Origin of the sequence: Hyphococcus aureus, from assembly GCF_042643165.1 — a bacterium.
GTDB lineage: Bacteria > Pseudomonadota > Alphaproteobacteria > Caulobacterales > Parvularculaceae > Hyphococcus > Hyphococcus aureus.
On the sequence record NZ_JBHRSH010000002.1, the window covers coordinates 179,009 to 194,378 of the forward strand.

Here is a 15,370-nt window from a genome sequence, read left to right on the forward strand (position 1 = left end):
AGTTAAGAGGCGCTCATGTCACAGGAACTGCTGAACGTATTCAATCCGACTGCCCCCGCGCAGACGTTCAACAAGATCCGCATTTCGCTGGCGAGCCCGGAGAAGATTCTCTCCTGGTCCTTCGGCGAGATCAAAAAGCCTGAAACCATCAACTACCGCACCTTCAAGCCGGAGCGGGACGGGCTCTTCTGCGCCCGCATCTTCGGTCCGACGAAGGATTACGAATGCCTGTGCGGCAAATACAAGCGCATGAAGTATAAAGGCATCGTCTGTGAAAAATGCGGCGTTGAAGTTACGCTAACCAAGGTTCGCCGCGAGCGCATGGGCCATATCGAGCTCGCCGCGCCGGTCGCGCATATCTGGTTCCTGAAATCGCTGCCGTCCCGCATTTCACTGATGCTCGACATGACGCTGAAAGATGTGGAGCGCGTGCTCTATTTCGAACAGTACATTGTTATCGAGCCGGGCCTGACAAATCTCGCGCCAAACCAGATGCTCACCGAAGAAGAGTATCTTCAGGCGCAGGAAGAATTCGGCGAAGATAGCTTCACCGCCGGCATCGGCGCCGAAGCCATGCGCGAAATTCTGTCGAATATCGACATGGAAGCGGTGACGGAAAAGCTGCGCGTCGACATCGCAGAGTCAACCTCAGAGCTCAAAACCAAGAAATACGCCAAGCGCCTGAAGTTGATCACCGCCTTCATCGAATCCGGCAACAAGCCGGAATGGATGATCATGACGGTGATTCCGGTCATTCCGCCGGAACTTCGCCCGCTGGTGCCGCTCGATGGCGGCCGGTTCGCGACTTCGGACCTCAACGACCTCTATCGCCGGGTCATCAACCGCAACAACCGCCTTAAGCGTCTGATCGAGTTGCGCGCGCCGGACATCATCGTGCGCAACGAAAAGCGCATGCTGCAGGAATCCGTCGATGCGCTGTTCGACAACGGTCGTCGCGGCCGCGTTATCACGGGCACCAACAAGCGTCCGTTGAAATCGCTGTCCGACATGCTGAAAGGCAAGCAGGGCCGTTTCCGTCAGAACCTGCTCGGCAAGCGCGTCGACTATTCCGGCCGTTCGGTTATCGTGGTCGGCCCGGAACTCAAACTGCATGAGTGCGGCCTGCCGAAGAAAATGGCGCTCGAACTGTTCAAGCCCTTCATCTATTCGCGTCTTGACGCCAAGGGTCTTTCTGCAACGGTGAAACAGGCGAAGAAACTCGTTGAAAAAGAACGGCCCGAAGTCTGGGACATTCTCGACGAGGTCATTCGCGAGCACCCTGTCATGCTGAACCGTGCGCCGACGCTGCACCGTCTTGGCATTCAGGCATTTGAACCGAAGCTGATCGAGGGGAAAGCAATCCAGCTGCACCCGCTCGTGTGTACGGCGTTTAACGCCGACTTTGACGGCGACCAGATGGCGGTGCACGTTCCGTTGTCACTGGAGGCGCAACTCGAAGCGCGCGTCCTGATGATGTCGACCAACAACATCCTGTCGCCCGCCAACGGCAAGCCGATCATCGTGCCGAGCCAGGACATCGTGCTTGGTCTCTATTACATCACGATGGACAAAGAAGGTGAGCCGGGCGAAGGCAAGGTTTTCGGCACGATCCAGGAGATTGAGCACGCGCTCAACGCCGGCGTCGTTACGCTGCACTCCAAGATCAAGGCGCTCTGGGAAGGGGTCAACGAGAAAGGCGAACATTTCCGCGAGATCGTGGAAACAACGCCGGGCCGCATGAAGGTTGCGCAGGTGCTGCCGCACGATTCCAACGTGCCGTTTTCGGTCATCAACCAGCTTCTTACGAAGAAGACCATTCAGGGCCTCATCGACATCGTCTATCGTCATTGCGGCCAGAAAAAGACGGTCATTTTTGCTGACCACATTATGGATCTCGGCTTCAAGGAAGCGTGTAAGGCGGGCATTTCCTTCGGCAAGGATGACGTTGTCATTCCGGCGGCTAAGAAGCCGCTCGTTGAAGAAACCCGCGCTCAGGTTTCCGAATTCGAACAGCAATATGCTGAGGGCCTGATCACGCGTGGTGAGAAATACAACAAGGTCATCGACGCCTGGGCGAAATGTACGGATAAAATCGCCGACGCGATGATGGCGGAAATTTCCGAGACCAAATATGAGCCGGACACAGGCCGTCAGCTTGAACCGAACTCGATCTACATGATGTCGCATTCGGGCGCGCGTGGTTCGCCGACCCAGATGCGTCAGCTCGGCGCCATGCGCGGTCTGATGGCGAAGCCGTCAGGCGAGATTATCGAGACGCCAATCACATCGAACTTTAAAGAGGGCCTCACCGTGCTCGAGTACTTCAACTCGACACACGGCGCTCGTAAGGGTCTTGCGGATACGGCGTTGAAAACGGCGAACTCGGGTTATTTGACCCGCCGTCTCGTCGACGTCGCGCAGGACTGCATCGTACGCGAAATCGATTGCGGCACCACCAACGGCATCACCATGGAAGCCGTGGTGCGGTCGGGCGAAATTGTTGTGCCCCTGTCGCAAATCATCCTTGGCCGCACGCTGCTCGAGGATCTCAAGCATCCGCAAACCGGCGAGCTTCTCGGCAAGGTCAATGACGAAGTCGATGAGCCTCAGGCGGAATTGATCGAAGCCGCCGGCTTCCAGAAAATTCGCGTGCGGTCGGTGCTCACCTGCGACGCCAAAGTCGGTATCTGCACGAAATGCTACGGCCGCGACCTCGCGCGCGGTTGCCCGGTCAATATCGGTGAGTCCGTGGGCGTCATCGCCGCACAGTCCATCGGCGAGCCCGGCACGCAGCTGACCATGCGGACATTCCACGTTGGCGGCACGGCGCAGGTTGGCGACACCTCGTTCATCGAGGCGAGCCATGAAGGCGCCGTCAAGCTCGACGGCGGCATTGTGCTGCAGGACTCTCAGGGCGATTTCGTCGTCATGGGCCGCAACACGCTGGTCAAGATCGTCGATAGCGACGGCAAGGAACAGGCGTCCTACAAAATTTCCTATGGCGCAAAACTGCGCGTCAAGGACGGCACCAAAGTCACGCGCGGTCAGCGTCTGGCCGACTGGGATCCATACACCTTGCCGATCCTCACCGAGGTCGCCGGCAAGATTAAGTTCGAGGATCTTCAGGAAGGCTTCTCCATGCAGGTCGTCGCCGACGAAGCGACGGGTATTGCAAGCCGCGTGGTCATCGATTGGCGCGCCAATCCACGTGCGGCGGACTTGAAGCCCGCCATTGTCATTCTCGACGACAAGGGTGAGCCGATGAAGCTCTCCACGGGCGGGGAGGCGCGTTACATGCTTCCTGTTGACGCAATTCTTTCCGTCGAGGACGGGGAAGACATCGCGCCGGGTGATGCGCTTGCGCGTATCCCCACCGAAGGCGCCAAGACCCGTGACATCACCGGCGGTCTGCCGCGTGTCGCAGAACTGTTCGAAGCGCGCCGTCCGAAAGATCATGCGATCATCGCCGATGTCGATGGCCGCGTTGAATTCGGCCGCGACTATAAGAACAAGCGCCGCATCCGGATCATTCCGACCGATGAGAGCCTGGAGCCTTCCGATTATCTCGTCCCCAAAGGCCGCCATATCGCGGTTCAGGACGGAGATTTCATCGCCAAGGGCGAATACCTCATGGATGGCAACCCGGCGCCGCATGACATTTTGGCGATCATGGGGATCGAGGCGCTCGCCGACTTCCTCATTGATGAGATCCAGGAAGTCTATCGCTTGCAGGGCGTGCCGATTAACGACAAGCACATTGAGGTGATCGTTCGCCAGATGCTGCAAAAAGTCGAAATCACCGATCCGGGCGACTCGCTGTTCCTCAAGGAAGAGCAGGTCGACAAGCTTGAGTTCGAGGAAACCAACGCCAAGCTCGACGATCAGGGCAAGCGTCCGGCGCAGGCCGTGCCGGTGCTGCTCGGCATCACTAAAGCCTCGCTGCAAACGCGGTCCTTCATCTCCGCGGCGTCCTTCCAGGAAACGACCCGCGTCCTCACCGACGCGGCGGTCAACGGCAAGGTCGACACCCTTGAGGGTCTGAAAGAAAACGTCATTGTCGGCCGTCTCATTCCGGCCGGCACCGGCGGGGCCATGTCCAAGCACCAGGTCGAGGCGGAGCGACGGGACGATCTGCTGCTCGAAGAGCGTCAGAAGCGCGCCGAAGCTTCAAGAGCGCCGCAGCTTGCGGCGCCGGAAGAAAGCGCAGCTCCTGCAGAAGACGCGGCGGCGTCAGAGGATGGCGTTGAGCAAGCGGCTGACGCGGCGGAATAATCGCGGCGTCATTTGCGAACCATTTAAAAACGGCGGCCTTTGGGCCGCCGTTTTTATTGGCCGGCCTCCGGCAACTTCATTCTGAGCGGGTGCGCTGTAGCGTTCTAACTGAGCTGAGCGAGCCTGGCTTCGAGGCTGTCCCTTTGGATACTGTCCAGCGAGGCGCCATCCTCGCCAAGCCACGCTTTGATCAGGCTCCCCCAGGTCAGGTCGCATTTGACCTGGTTCCAGAGATCGCCTGTCGCTTCCGAAGCGGCGGCGTAGGCGTCTTTATCAGTAATCAGAGCCTTGATAGACGAGGCGAGGGCGTTCGGGTCGCGCTCCGGCGCCATACGGGCCGCTGGTGTGTCTTTGAAATAGAGCTGGAACATCGGGTGGTCGGACAGGGCGAGGGGCGTACGGGTCGCCAGCGCCTCATAGATCGTCATTGGCAGCCCCTCCGGATAGGCGTGCCAGCTCGGCGCCATGGAGAGGGTCGCGCTCTTCAGCGTCTCAAAGACCTGGTCATGAGAAAGCCGTCCTGTCAGTCGGACCTCATCCGATAACTCAAAACGGGTGATCAGCGCCTGTGCGCCTTCCGAAAAGCCGCCGCCGCCAATGATCGTCATCTTAAAGTCGACGCCATCCGCTTTAAGGATGCGCGCCGCCTCAATGCACTCCGCGACGCCCTTTGCCTCTGCGACGGTCCCCACATAAACAAGCTCAGCGGGGCCTTCCGGCAGGGACTTCACAGGGTTGGCCTCTGGTCTGACCTCGTGGGGCCAGTCCCATGGGTAGATTTTCGCCGCATCAACGCCAATGCGCTTCAGTGAGAGGCAAGAGGGCACATTGTGGTTTCCGACAGCGCGGAAGGCGCGATTATTGAGAAGCCGTCCGAGAAGGAACGCCTGCGCCTGCCGTTTGACCGACTTTTGTTCAAAGCTGTCCGCAAGCAGGGGCAGGGTTTCGACCCTGTTTTTTAACGCCCATCTTAGAAGAGGCCGGTCCGGCGCCTGGAGAATCAGCCGGTCCGGCCGCCATTTTTCCAGCAGCCGGATGATAGAGGGCGAATCCAGTGCGCCGCCCTTGATCGCAGGTATGCAGGCTGAATGGAGTCGGTTTGAAAGCGCGACCTCCTCTGTTTTTTCCCCCAGAACGCCGCAAACGCCGAGAAATTCGCATCGATCGGCGAGGGAGGCGACAAAATCCACTGAATAGCGTTGAGCGTAGTAGGTCTCGCTCGCGCCGGCCCTCAATGCCTCAAAACGGTCATGGAAGACCCCATATTGAACGATGGCGATACGCAACTTTCTGCCTCCTCGATCCGGCTGGTGCGCCGTTTCATTCTTATCCATGATTCTTTTAAGCCGTTTCCGCCAAATGCAATTTAGCCCCTTGTCGCCTTGATTTCCGGCGATTTTTCGGCTGTCTTAACAGCGTGCAAGGAAGCGGCCACCATGTGGGAAGCGCTGGCCGGAAAAAACCAGCGAAAACGTCTTTTATTTTTGTAAACACGTATTGACCCACCCGACTCGCGCCGGTATGTCTCGCGCCGCTGAATGGCTGGCCGTCAGCTCTTTTCCTTTTCGGGAAAGACCCTGAAACGCAGCCGCTTTTAGCTGATGACAGTATAGGTTTATTGAGCGGCGTTCCGCCTGACGGGGCTCCGCTCGTTTGCGTCATGGATAATCCCATCCATGTCGCGAAGGATTTGGGTCAGCGCCTGCGACAAGCGAAGGCCAAAGCCGGAGAGACGGAAACGGATGCCGACGATTCAACAACTTATCCGCAAACCGCGGAAGCCGAAACGGGCAATCAACAAAGTGCCGGCGCTTGAGGGCAATCCTCAAAAGCGCGGCGTTTGCACGCGCGTTTACACTACGACACCGAAGAAGCCGAACTCGGCGCTTCGTAAGGTTGCAAAGATCCGCCTGACCAACGGTCATGAGGTGATCGGCTATATCCCGGGCGAAGGTCACAACCTTCAGGAGCACTCTGTGGTCCTGATCCGCGGCGGTCGCGTGAAAGACCTTCCCGGCGTTCGCTACCACATTATCCGCGGCGTGCTCGATACGCAGGGCGTCAAAGATCGCAAACAGCGCCGTTCGAAATACGGCGCCAAGCGGCCGAAGTAAGGATTTAAGAGATGTCACGTCGTCACCGCGCAGAAAAACGCGTCGTTCATCCGGACCCGAAGTTCGGCGACAAGACCGTTTCGAAATTTATGAACTACGTCATGGTTGACGGCAAAAAGCCGGCGGCCGAAAAAATTGTCTACGGCGCTTTCGAGAAGATCGAAGCCAAACTGCGCCGCCCGCCGGTCGAGCTCTTTAAAGAAGCGCTTGAAAATGTGACGCCGGCTATCGAAGTCCGCTCACGCCGGGTCGGCGGCGCGACATATCAGGTTCCGGTCGAGGTTCGCCCGGACCGCAAGCTCGCTCTCGCCATGCGCTGGATCATTAACGCAGCTCGCTCGCGCAATGAGACCACTATGGTCGACAAGCTTTCGAATGAACTAATGGACGCCTCACAGAACCGGGGCGCAGCGGTCAAGAAGCGTGAAGATACGCACCGGATGGCGGAAGCCAACCGCGCATTCTCGCATTATCGCTGGTAACGGAATTGAAAGAGTAAGGGCCCGCAGTCATGGCGCGCACGCACAAAATTGAAGACTATCGGAACTTCGGCATCATGGCCCACATCGATGCGGGCAAGACGACGACGACCGAGCGTGTCCTTTATTACACCGGCAAGTCCCACAAGATCGGCGAAGTCCATGACGGCGCCGCGACGATGGATTGGATGGAGCAGGAGCAAGAGCGCGGCATCACGATTACGTCCGCCGCGACGACATGTTCCTGGAAAGACAAGCGCCTGAACATCATCGACACCCCAGGCCACGTTGACTTTACGATTGAAGTCGAGCGCTCCCTGCGCGTTCTCGACGGCGCTGTTGCGCTTCTCGACGCTAACGCCGGTGTTGAGCCGCAGACGGAAACAGTCTGGCGTCAGGGTGACAAGTATCATGTGCCGCGCATCTTCTTCATCAACAAGATGGATAAGATTGGCGCTGACTTCTATTACTCCGTGGACACCATCCACAAACGCCTTGCCGCGAAAACGGTTATTCTTCAGCTGCCCATCGGTGCGGAGAACAACTTCAAAGGCATCGTCGATCTTATCAAAATGAAGGCTGTCATCTGGGAAGAGGAAAATCTCGGCGCCGCCTTCCATGAAGAAGACATTCCGGCCGATCTCCTCGACAAGGCTAAAGAATATCGCGAGAAAATGGTCGAAACGGTCGTCGAACTCGACGAAGCCGTGATGGAAGCCTATCTCGAGGGCAATGAGCCCGATGAAGCGACCATCAAACGCCTCATCCGTCAGGGCACCTGTAAGGTTGAATTCCACCCGGTTCTTTGCGGCTCCGCCTTCAAGAACAAGGGCGTTCAGCCGATGCTCGATGCGGTTGTCGACTTCCTGCCGAGCCCGGTTGAGGTGCCGCCGATCAAGGGCGTGCTGCCTGACACAGACACGGAAGTAACGCGCAAATCGTCCGACGACGAGCCGCTTTCCATGCTCGCCTTCAAGGTGATGAACGACCCGTTTGTGGGCACACTCACCTTCTGCCGTATTTATTCGGGCAAGCTCGAAGCGGGCTCACAGCTGATCAACACGGTCAAGGGCAAGAAAGAACGCGCCGGCCGGATGCTGCAAATGCACTCCAACAGCCGCGAAGAGATCAAAGAGGCTTTCGCTGGCGACATCATCGCTGTTGTTGGTCTCAAAGATACGACGACGGGCGATACGCTTTGCGATCCGGCGAAACCGGTCGTGCTTGAGCGGATGGAATTCCCGGAGCCGGTGATCGAGCTCGCTGTTGAGCCGAAAACCAAAGCCGACCAGGAAAAAATGGGCCTTGCGTTGCAGCGTCTTGCAGCTGAGGATCCGTCATTCCGCGTCTCGACTGATGAAGAATCCGGTCAGACCATCATCAAGGGCATGGGCGAGCTTCATCTCGACATTCTGGTCGACCGCATGAAGCGTGAGTTCAAGGTCGAAGCCAATATTGGCGCGCCGCAGGTTGCTTATCGCGAGACGATCACCAAAGAAGCGGATATCGACTACACCCACAAGAAACAGTCGGGCGGTTCAGGTCAGTTCGCGCGCATCAAGTTCCGCGTCATTCCGCAGGAGCCTGGCGTCGGCTACTCATTTGAAAGCCAGATCGTTGGCGGCTCGATCCCGAAGGAATATATCCCGGGCGTCGAAAAGGGCATCAACTCGATCCGTGAAACGGGTCTCCTGGTTGGCTTCCCGATCCTCGATTTCAAGATCGAGCTTTATGACGGCGCGTTCCACGACGTCGACTCCTCTGTGCTGGCGTTTGAAATCGCGGCGCGCGCTGCGTTGCGCGAAAACAAGCCTGCGCTTGGTCTCGCGCTTCTCGAGCCAGTCATGAAGGTCGAAGTCGTCACGCCGGAAGAATACACCGGCACGGTGATCGGCGACCTCAACTCGCGGCGCGGGCAGATCCAGGAGCAGGAAATGCGCGGCAACGCCAACGTCGTTCACGCGATGGTGCCGCTCGCCAACATGTTTGGTTATGTGAATAATCTTCGCTCGGCGACCCAGGGTCGCGCTCAGTACACGATGCAGTTCGATCACTATGAGCGCGTGCCGAAAGCGGTTGAAGAGGAAGTTAAGGCGAAGCTGGCTGGCTAGCCAATTCAGAGAAGGCCGCCCGCCAGAACGAAGACCCCCGGGCGATCAGGTTTAAAGACAGACGTCAAAGAAGACGGAGAGAAGTGAAATGTCGAAGGCAAAGTTTGAACGTACAAAACCGCACGCTAACGTCGGAACTATTGGTCACGTTGACCATGGCAAGACGACCCTGACGGCTGCGATCACCAAATATTTCGGTGACTTCAAGGCGTATGACCAGATTGATGCGGCGCCGGAAGAAAAGGCTCGCGGGATCACGATCTCGACCGCACACGTTGAGTATGAAACGGAAAACCGTCACTACGCACACGTCGACTGTCCGGGTCACGCTGACTATGTGAAAAACATGATCACAGGCGCGGCGCAGATGGACGGCGCGATCCTCGTTGTGAACGCAGCGGATGGCCCGATGCCACAGACCCGCGAGCACATCCTGCTTGCTCGTCAGGTTGGCGTTCCGGCGATCGTTGTTTACCTCAACAAAGTTGACCAGGTTGACGACGAAGAGCTGCTCGAGCTCGTCGAAATGGAAGTTCGCGAACTTCTTTCTTCTTACGAATTCCCGGGCGACGATATTCCGATCATCAAGGGTTCGGCGCTCGCAGCTCTTGAAGGCCGCGACCCGGAAATCGGCGAAAACTCCATCAAAGCGCTGATGGAAGCCGTCGACACCTACATCCCGACGCCTGAGCGTCCTGTTGACCAGCCGTTCCTGCTGCCGATCGAAGACGTTTTCTCGATCTCCGGCCGCGGCACTGTTGTCACCGGCCGTGTTGAGCGCGGCGTTGTCAATGTTGGCGACGAACTCGAAATCATCGGCATCAAAGACACGAAGAAAACCACCTGCACGGGCGTTGAAATGTTCCGCAAGCTGCTTGACCGCGGTGAAGCAGGCGACAATGTCGGCGTTCTTCTGCGCGGCATCGAGCGTGAAGCTGTTGAGCGCGGCCAGGTGCTCTGCAAGCCGGGCTCAGTGACCCCGCACACGAAATTCGTGGCTGAAGCCTACATCCTGACGAAAGAAGAAGGCGGCCGTCACACGCCGTTCTTCACGAACTACCGCCCGCAATTCTACTTCCGCACCACCGACGTGACCGGCGTCGTGACGCTTAAAGAAGGCGTCGAAATGGTCATGCCGGGTGACAATGTGGAAGTGAATGTCGAGCTGATCGTGCCGATCGCCATGGAAGAGAAGCTTCGCTTCGCTATCCGTGAAGGCGGCCGTACGGTCGGCGCCGGCATCGTCTCGAAAATCATCGAGTAGCAGGCGACAATATTGCGCGGACCGGCCCTAAACCGGTCCGCGCTTTCGACTCCGGAATTGAGAACCGGATTTTTTAAGAACGAAGCGTAGACCCAAAGCAAAGCGACCGAAAAATGCAACAGAATATCCGCATCAGGCTCAAAGCGTTTGATCATCGCGTGCTCGACGCTTCGACGTTGGAAATCGTGAATACGGCGAAACGCACGGGCGCCAATGTGCGCGGGCCAATCCCGCTGCCGACGCGCATCGAGCGTTATACGGTCAACCGTTCGCCGCATATTGATAAAAAGAGCCGTGAGCAATTCGAAATGCGCACTCATAAGCGCATGCTCGATATCGTCGATCCGACGCCGCAAACGGTGGATGCGCTTATGAAACTCGACCTCTCGGCTGGCGTCGATGTCGAAATCAAGCTGGGCGCTTAAGGAGCATTTGAAATGCGCACGGGACTAATTGCAAAGAAAGTCGGGATGACCCGCATCTTCTCGTCGGAAGGTGAACACCTTCCGGTGACGGTGATGCAGCTTGAAAATTGTCAAGTGGTGGGTCAGCGCACGGCTGATAAGAACGGCTACACTGCGGTGCAGCTTGGCGCTGGCGCGAAGAAAGCCAAACGCACGACGAAAGCTGAACGCGGCCAGTTCGCCAAAGCCAATGTCGAGCCGAAGGCGAAAGTCGCAGAGTTCCGCGTCTCCGAAGAAAACATGATCGACGTTGGCGAAGAGATCATCGCCGATCATTATTTTGAAGGTCAGTATGTCGACGTGACAGGCACCTCCATCGGTAAAGGCTTCGCCGGCGCCATGAAGCGCTGGAATTTCGGCGGCCTTCGCGCGACGCACGGTGTGTCGATCTCACACCGCTCGCATGGTTCTACGGGTCAGTGTCAGGATCCGGGCAAGGTCTTCAAAGGCAAGAAGATGGCCGGCCATATGGGCGCAGCTCGTGTGACCACGCAAAACCTTCAGATCGTGAAGACCGATACAGAGCGCGGTTTGATCCTGATCAAAGGCGCTGTGCCAGGTCCAAAAGGCGGCTGGGTGTTGATCAAGGATGCGGTGAAAAAGCCTACGCCTGAAAACGCAGTCCTGCCGGCGGCGCTGAGATCAGCTGCTAAGGAAGCGGCTCGTCAGGCTGAAGAAGCGGCCGCGCAAGCTGCGGCTGAAGAAGAAGCTGCGGCCAAGGCTGCGGCGGAAGAGGCGCAGGCCCAACAGGCGGCTGCGCTGAAAGAACAAGAATCCGGCGCCGGCGCTGAAGGCGTGCCGTCCGCTGATGAAACTGAAAAGAAAGAAGGGGACGAATAATGAAAACCGACGTCCTCAGCATTGACAACAAGAAGGCCGGGTCCATCGATCTCGATGACGCGATCTTCGGTCTCGAGCCGCGCGCAGACATTCTGCACCGCTGCGTTGTCTATCAGCTGGCCAAACGCCAGCAAGGCACGCACAAGGCGAAAGAGCGTGGCGAAGTCAAAGCCACCTCGAAGAAATTCGGTCGCCAGAAAGGCGGCGGCGGCGCCCGTCACGGCAACCGCGCAGCTCCGCAATTCCGCGGCGGCGGCAAGGCTCATGGGCCTCGCGTGCGCAGCCATGCGATCGACCTGCCTAAAAAAGTGCGCCGTCTTGCGCTCAAGCATGCTCTTTCCGCGAAAGCGGCTGAAGGCTCGCTGATCGTGATTGACGAAGCCAAGCTCGCCGACGCCAAGACTAAAACGCTGGTCGAGGCTTTTGCGAAAATGGACATCGCCAACGCCCTGATCGTTGACGCATCAGTTGATGAGAATTTCGGCCTCGCCACGCGCAATCTCGCGGGCATCGACATGCTGCCGGTCATCGGCGCGAATGTTTATGACATTCTGCGCAAGGACAAGCTGATCCTCACCAAGGCAGCCGTCGAAGGTCTGGAGGAGCGCCTCAAATGAGCAAGAAACCCGTAACCGGGGCCGTTGAGGCCCATTACAACACGCTAATTGCGCCGGTGATCACCGAGAAATCGACGATCGCATCGGAAAACAATCAGGTTGTGTTTCAGACACCTCTCACGGCGACGAAGCCGGAGATCAAGGAAGCCGTTGAGGCGCTGTTCAAGGTCAAAGTGAAGGCCGTGAATACGCTGCGCATCAAAGGCAAGAACAAGCAGTTCAAGGGACGCGGCTATACGCGTTCGACAGTGAAAAAAGCGGTCGTGACCCTCGAAGAAGGTCACTCCATCGACGTGACGACCGGACTTTAAGGCAGGTTTAATCCAATGGCTTTGAGAAAATTCAAACCGACGACGCCGAGCCGCCGCCAGCTGGTGCTGGTGGACCGCAGCGAGCTTTGGAAGGGTAAACCTGTCAAATCGCTGACTGAGGGCTTGAGTGAAAAAGCCGGTCGCAACAACACCGGTCGCATCACCGTTCGCCGTCGCGGCGGCGGCGTGAAAAAGACCTATCGGCTTGTCGACTTCAAAAGGAACAAGTTTGACATCGAAGCCAAGGTCGAGCGTCTCGAATATGATCCGAACCGTTCGGGCTTCATCGCGCTTTTGAAATATCTCGATGGCGAGCAGGCTTACATCCTCGCGCCGCAGCGTCTCAAGGCTGGCGATAAAGTCATCGCGGGCGAAAAGGTTGACGTGAAGCCCGGCAACGCCATGAAGCTTAAAGGCATTCCGGTCGGCACGATCATCCACAATGTGGAGCTGAAGCCGGGCAAGGGCGGTCAAGTTGCGCGTTCCGCAGGGACTTATGCCCAGCTCGTCGGCCGCGACGGCGGCATGACGCAGGTGCGCATGCAGTCTGGCGAAGTGCGCCTCGTTTCTGGTGAGTGCATGGCGACAATCGGCGCCGTCTCCAACCCGGATCACATGAACCAGTCGATTGGCAAGGCCGGGCGCAATCGTCACAAGGGCAAGCGTCCTGCGGTGCGCGGTGTCGTGATGAACCCGGTCGATCACCCCCATGGCGGCGGCGAAGGCCGCACCTCGGGCGGTCGTCACCCGGTCACGCCGTGGGGCAAGCCGACCAAAGGCGCCAAGACCCGCAAGAATAAAGCAACTGACAAACTCATCCTGCGCTCGCGTCACGCGCGCAAGAAAAAGAAATAGGCCGGAGATAATACGACATGCCACGTTCAGTCTGGAAAGGTCCGTTCGTCGACCGCTATCTCCTGAAGAAAGCGGAAGAGTCACAGGACGGAAAACACAAAGGCGGGATCAAATCCTGGTCGCGCCGTTCAACGATCCTGCCGCAATTCGTCGGACTGACGTTCAACGTCTATAACGGCCAGAAATTCATCCCCGTACATGTCACCGAAGACATGGTCGGTCACAAGTTCGGCGAATTCTCTCCGACCCGGTCCTATTACGGTCACGGCGCGGACAAGAAGGCGAAGAGGAAATAGTCATGGGGCAGAGTAAAAATCCCCGGCGCGTTGGTGAAACCCAGGCCATGGCCAAAGGCCGCCTGATCCGCACCTCGCCGCAGAAATTGAACCTTGTGGCGCAGCTTATTCGCGGCATGCCGGTTGAAAAGGCGCTCGCCGAGCTGACCTTTTCGCGCAAGCGCATTTCCCTGAACGTCAAGAAAGTTCTGGAAAGCGCGATCGCAAACGCTGAGAACAACCACGATCTCGACATCGATCAGCTCGTTGTCGATCAGGCTTTTGTTGGCAAGAACATGGTCATGAAGCGCTGGAAAGCCCGCGCGCGTGGCCGCGTCGGCAGAATTCAAAAGCCGTTTTCTGAAATCACGATCGTCGTGAAAGAAGTTGAGGAGGCCGCTTAATGGGCCAGAAAGTAAACCCAATCGGCCTCCGCCTCGGGATCAACCGCACCTGGGACTCGCGCTGGTTTGCCGGCAAAGCCGCCTATGGCGACTTGCTGCATGAAGACCTCGCGATCCGGAAGTATCTCGAAAAGCGCCTTCAACAGGCCGGCGTGTCGCGCATTGTCATCGAGCGCCCGCACAAAAAGTGCCGCGTCACGATTTACACCGCGCGTCCGGGCGTTGTGATCGGCAAAAAAGGCGCCGATATCGAAAAGCTGCGTCAGGAACTCTCGAAGCTGTCTTCGTCGGAAACGGTCCTCAACATCGTTGAAATCCGCAAGCCGGAAATTGATGCGACGCTGGTTGCCGAGAATATCGCGCAGCAGCTTGAGCGCCGGGTCGCCTTCCGCCGCGCCATGAAGCGCGCAATGCAGACAGCCCAGCGCATGGGCGGCCTTGGCATTCGCGTTAATGTCTCCGGTCGTCTTGGCGGCGCTGAGATCGCGCGGATGGAATGGTACCGTGAAGGCCGCGTGCCGCTTCATACGCTTCGCGCCGATATCGATTACGGCGTAGCGACCGCTCAGACGACTTATGGCGCCATCGGCGTCAAGGTCTGGATCTTCAAGGGCGAGATCATGGAACACGACCCCATGGGTCACGAAAAGCGTTTGATCGAAGCCCAGACGGGCGGCGTCGGTCATCAGCAGCGCAACTAGCGCGAATTAAGGATTTTGGAGCGAGCCAGTCATGCTGCAGCCGAAAAGAACAAAATTCCGCAAGATGCACAAAGGGCGCATCAAGGGAGCCGCTAAGGGCGGTACGGATCTGAACTTCGGATCCCATGGTCTTAAAGCCATGGAGCCGGAACGCGTAACCTCGCGTCAGATCGAAGCCACTCGCCGCGCCATCACCCGCGCCATGAAGCGTCAGGGCCGTGTGTGGATTCGCATTTTTCCGGACGTGCCGGTGTCGAAGAAACCGACCGAAGTGCGGATGGGTAAAGGCAAGGGTTCCGTTGAATACTGGGCCGCCAAAGTGAAGCCTGGCCGCATCATGTTCGAACTTGACGGCGTGCCGGACGCGATCGCGCGTGAAGCGCTGTTGCTGGGTGCAGCCAAGCTGCCGATCAAGACGCGCATTGTAACGCGCATCGGCGAGTAGGGAGCAAAGTCATGAACGCCAGTGAAGCACGCGATTTGACCGCCGACGAACTGAAGGATCGTCTCCTTCAGCTCAAGCGGGAACAATTCAACCTGCGCTTTCAGAAAGCGTCGGGTCAGCTCGAAAAGACCACACGCATCGGCGAAGTGCGCAAGGACATCGCCCGGATCAAAACCATTCTCGGCGAAAAAACCCGGGCGAACTAAGGATAAAGGCGA

The 15,370-nt window shown here is 57.9% G+C and carries 16 protein-coding genes; 15 read left to right on the forward strand and 1 reads right to left on the reverse strand.

Features of this window, described 5'->3' with window-relative positions; genetic code table 11:
- Positions 1–15: 15 nt before the first annotated feature.
- Entirely contained in the window at positions 16–4,272 is a 4,257-nt protein-coding gene (rpoC, locus tag ACFOOP_RS13830; protein WP_379881707.1) for a DNA-directed RNA polymerase subunit beta', read from the forward strand.
- Between the two features lie 104 nt (positions 4,273–4,376).
- Here the strand turns inward: rpoC and ACFOOP_RS13835 are convergent, their stop codons facing one another.
- Positions 4,377–5,606 (reverse strand): glycosyltransferase, encoded by a 1,230-nt coding sequence (locus ACFOOP_RS13835; protein WP_379881708.1) that lies wholly within the window; start codon positions 5,604–5,606, stop codon positions 4,377–4,379.
- Positions 5,607–6,014: 408 nt separating this feature from the next.
- Here ACFOOP_RS13835 and rpsL point away from each other — a divergent pair, with 408 nt between their 5' ends.
- The 14 genes from rpsL to rpmC all read left to right on the forward strand — a co-directional run bounded on the left by rpsL (position 6,015) and on the right by rpmC (position 15,358).
- A complete protein-coding gene (gene rpsL, locus ACFOOP_RS13840; protein ID WP_375203182.1) occupies positions 6,015–6,386 on the forward strand; it encodes a 30S ribosomal protein S12 in 372 nt (123 codons plus the stop codon).
- A gap of 11 nt (positions 6,387–6,397) precedes the next feature.
- Entirely contained in the window at positions 6,398–6,868 is a 471-nt protein-coding gene (rpsG, locus tag ACFOOP_RS13845) for a 30S ribosomal protein S7 (protein WP_379881709.1), read from the forward strand.
- A gap of 29 nt (positions 6,869–6,897) precedes the next feature.
- On the forward strand, positions 6,898–8,976 hold the full coding sequence (gene fusA, locus ACFOOP_RS13850) for an elongation factor G (protein WP_379881710.1): 2,079 nt from the start codon (positions 6,898–6,900) through the stop codon (positions 8,974–8,976).
- 88 nt (positions 8,977–9,064) lie between these two features.
- Entirely contained in the window at positions 9,065–10,240 is a 1,176-nt protein-coding gene (tuf, locus tag ACFOOP_RS13855) for an elongation factor Tu (protein ID WP_379881711.1), read from the forward strand.
- Positions 10,241–10,353: 113 nt separating this feature from the next.
- Complete coding sequence (rpsJ, locus tag ACFOOP_RS13860) at positions 10,354–10,665, forward strand: 30S ribosomal protein S10 (protein ID WP_369313984.1); 312 nt, start codon at positions 10,354–10,356, stop codon at positions 10,663–10,665.
- A 12-nt stretch (positions 10,666–10,677) separates the two neighbouring features.
- Entirely contained in the window at positions 10,678–11,544 is an 867-nt protein-coding gene (gene rplC, locus ACFOOP_RS13865; protein ID WP_379881712.1) for a 50S ribosomal protein L3, read from the forward strand.
- Positions 11,544–12,161 (forward strand): 50S ribosomal protein L4, encoded by a 618-nt coding sequence (gene rplD, locus ACFOOP_RS13870; protein ID WP_379881713.1) that lies wholly within the window; start codon positions 11,544–11,546, stop codon positions 12,159–12,161. The genes rplC and rplD overlap by 1 nt, the downstream gene beginning before the upstream one ends.
- Positions 12,158–12,472: a 50S ribosomal protein L23 gene (locus tag ACFOOP_RS13875; protein ID WP_379881714.1), complete on the forward strand. Its 315-nt coding sequence runs from the start codon at positions 12,158–12,160 to the stop codon at positions 12,470–12,472. The genes rplD and ACFOOP_RS13875 overlap by 4 nt, the downstream gene beginning before the upstream one ends.
- A 15-nt stretch (positions 12,473–12,487) precedes the next feature.
- Positions 12,488–13,327: a 50S ribosomal protein L2 gene (gene rplB / locus ACFOOP_RS13880; protein ID WP_379881715.1), complete on the forward strand. Its 840-nt coding sequence runs from the start codon at positions 12,488–12,490 to the stop codon at positions 13,325–13,327.
- A gap of 17 nt (positions 13,328–13,344) precedes the next feature.
- Positions 13,345–13,623, forward strand: coding sequence for a 30S ribosomal protein S19 (gene rpsS / locus ACFOOP_RS13885; protein WP_375203174.1), 279 nt, complete (start codon positions 13,345–13,347; stop codon positions 13,621–13,623).
- A gap of 2 nt (positions 13,624–13,625) precedes the next feature.
- A complete protein-coding gene (gene rplV / locus ACFOOP_RS13890; RefSeq protein ID WP_379881716.1) occupies positions 13,626–14,006 on the forward strand; it encodes a 50S ribosomal protein L22 in 381 nt (126 codons plus the stop codon).
- Positions 14,006–14,707, forward strand: coding sequence for a 30S ribosomal protein S3 (gene rpsC / locus ACFOOP_RS13895; protein ID WP_379881717.1), 702 nt, complete (start codon positions 14,006–14,008; stop codon positions 14,705–14,707). The genes rplV and rpsC overlap by 1 nt, the downstream gene beginning before the upstream one ends.
- Before the next feature lie 31 nt (positions 14,708–14,738).
- Complete coding sequence (gene rplP, locus ACFOOP_RS13900) at positions 14,739–15,152, forward strand: 50S ribosomal protein L16 (protein ID WP_379881718.1); 414 nt, start codon at positions 14,739–14,741, stop codon at positions 15,150–15,152.
- Between the two features lie 11 nt (positions 15,153–15,163).
- Positions 15,164–15,358, forward strand: a complete 195-nt coding sequence (gene rpmC / locus ACFOOP_RS13905; RefSeq protein WP_379881719.1) for a 50S ribosomal protein L29 — start codon at positions 15,164–15,166, stop codon at positions 15,356–15,358.
- The last annotated feature ends 12 nt before the right edge of the window (positions 15,359–15,370 follow it).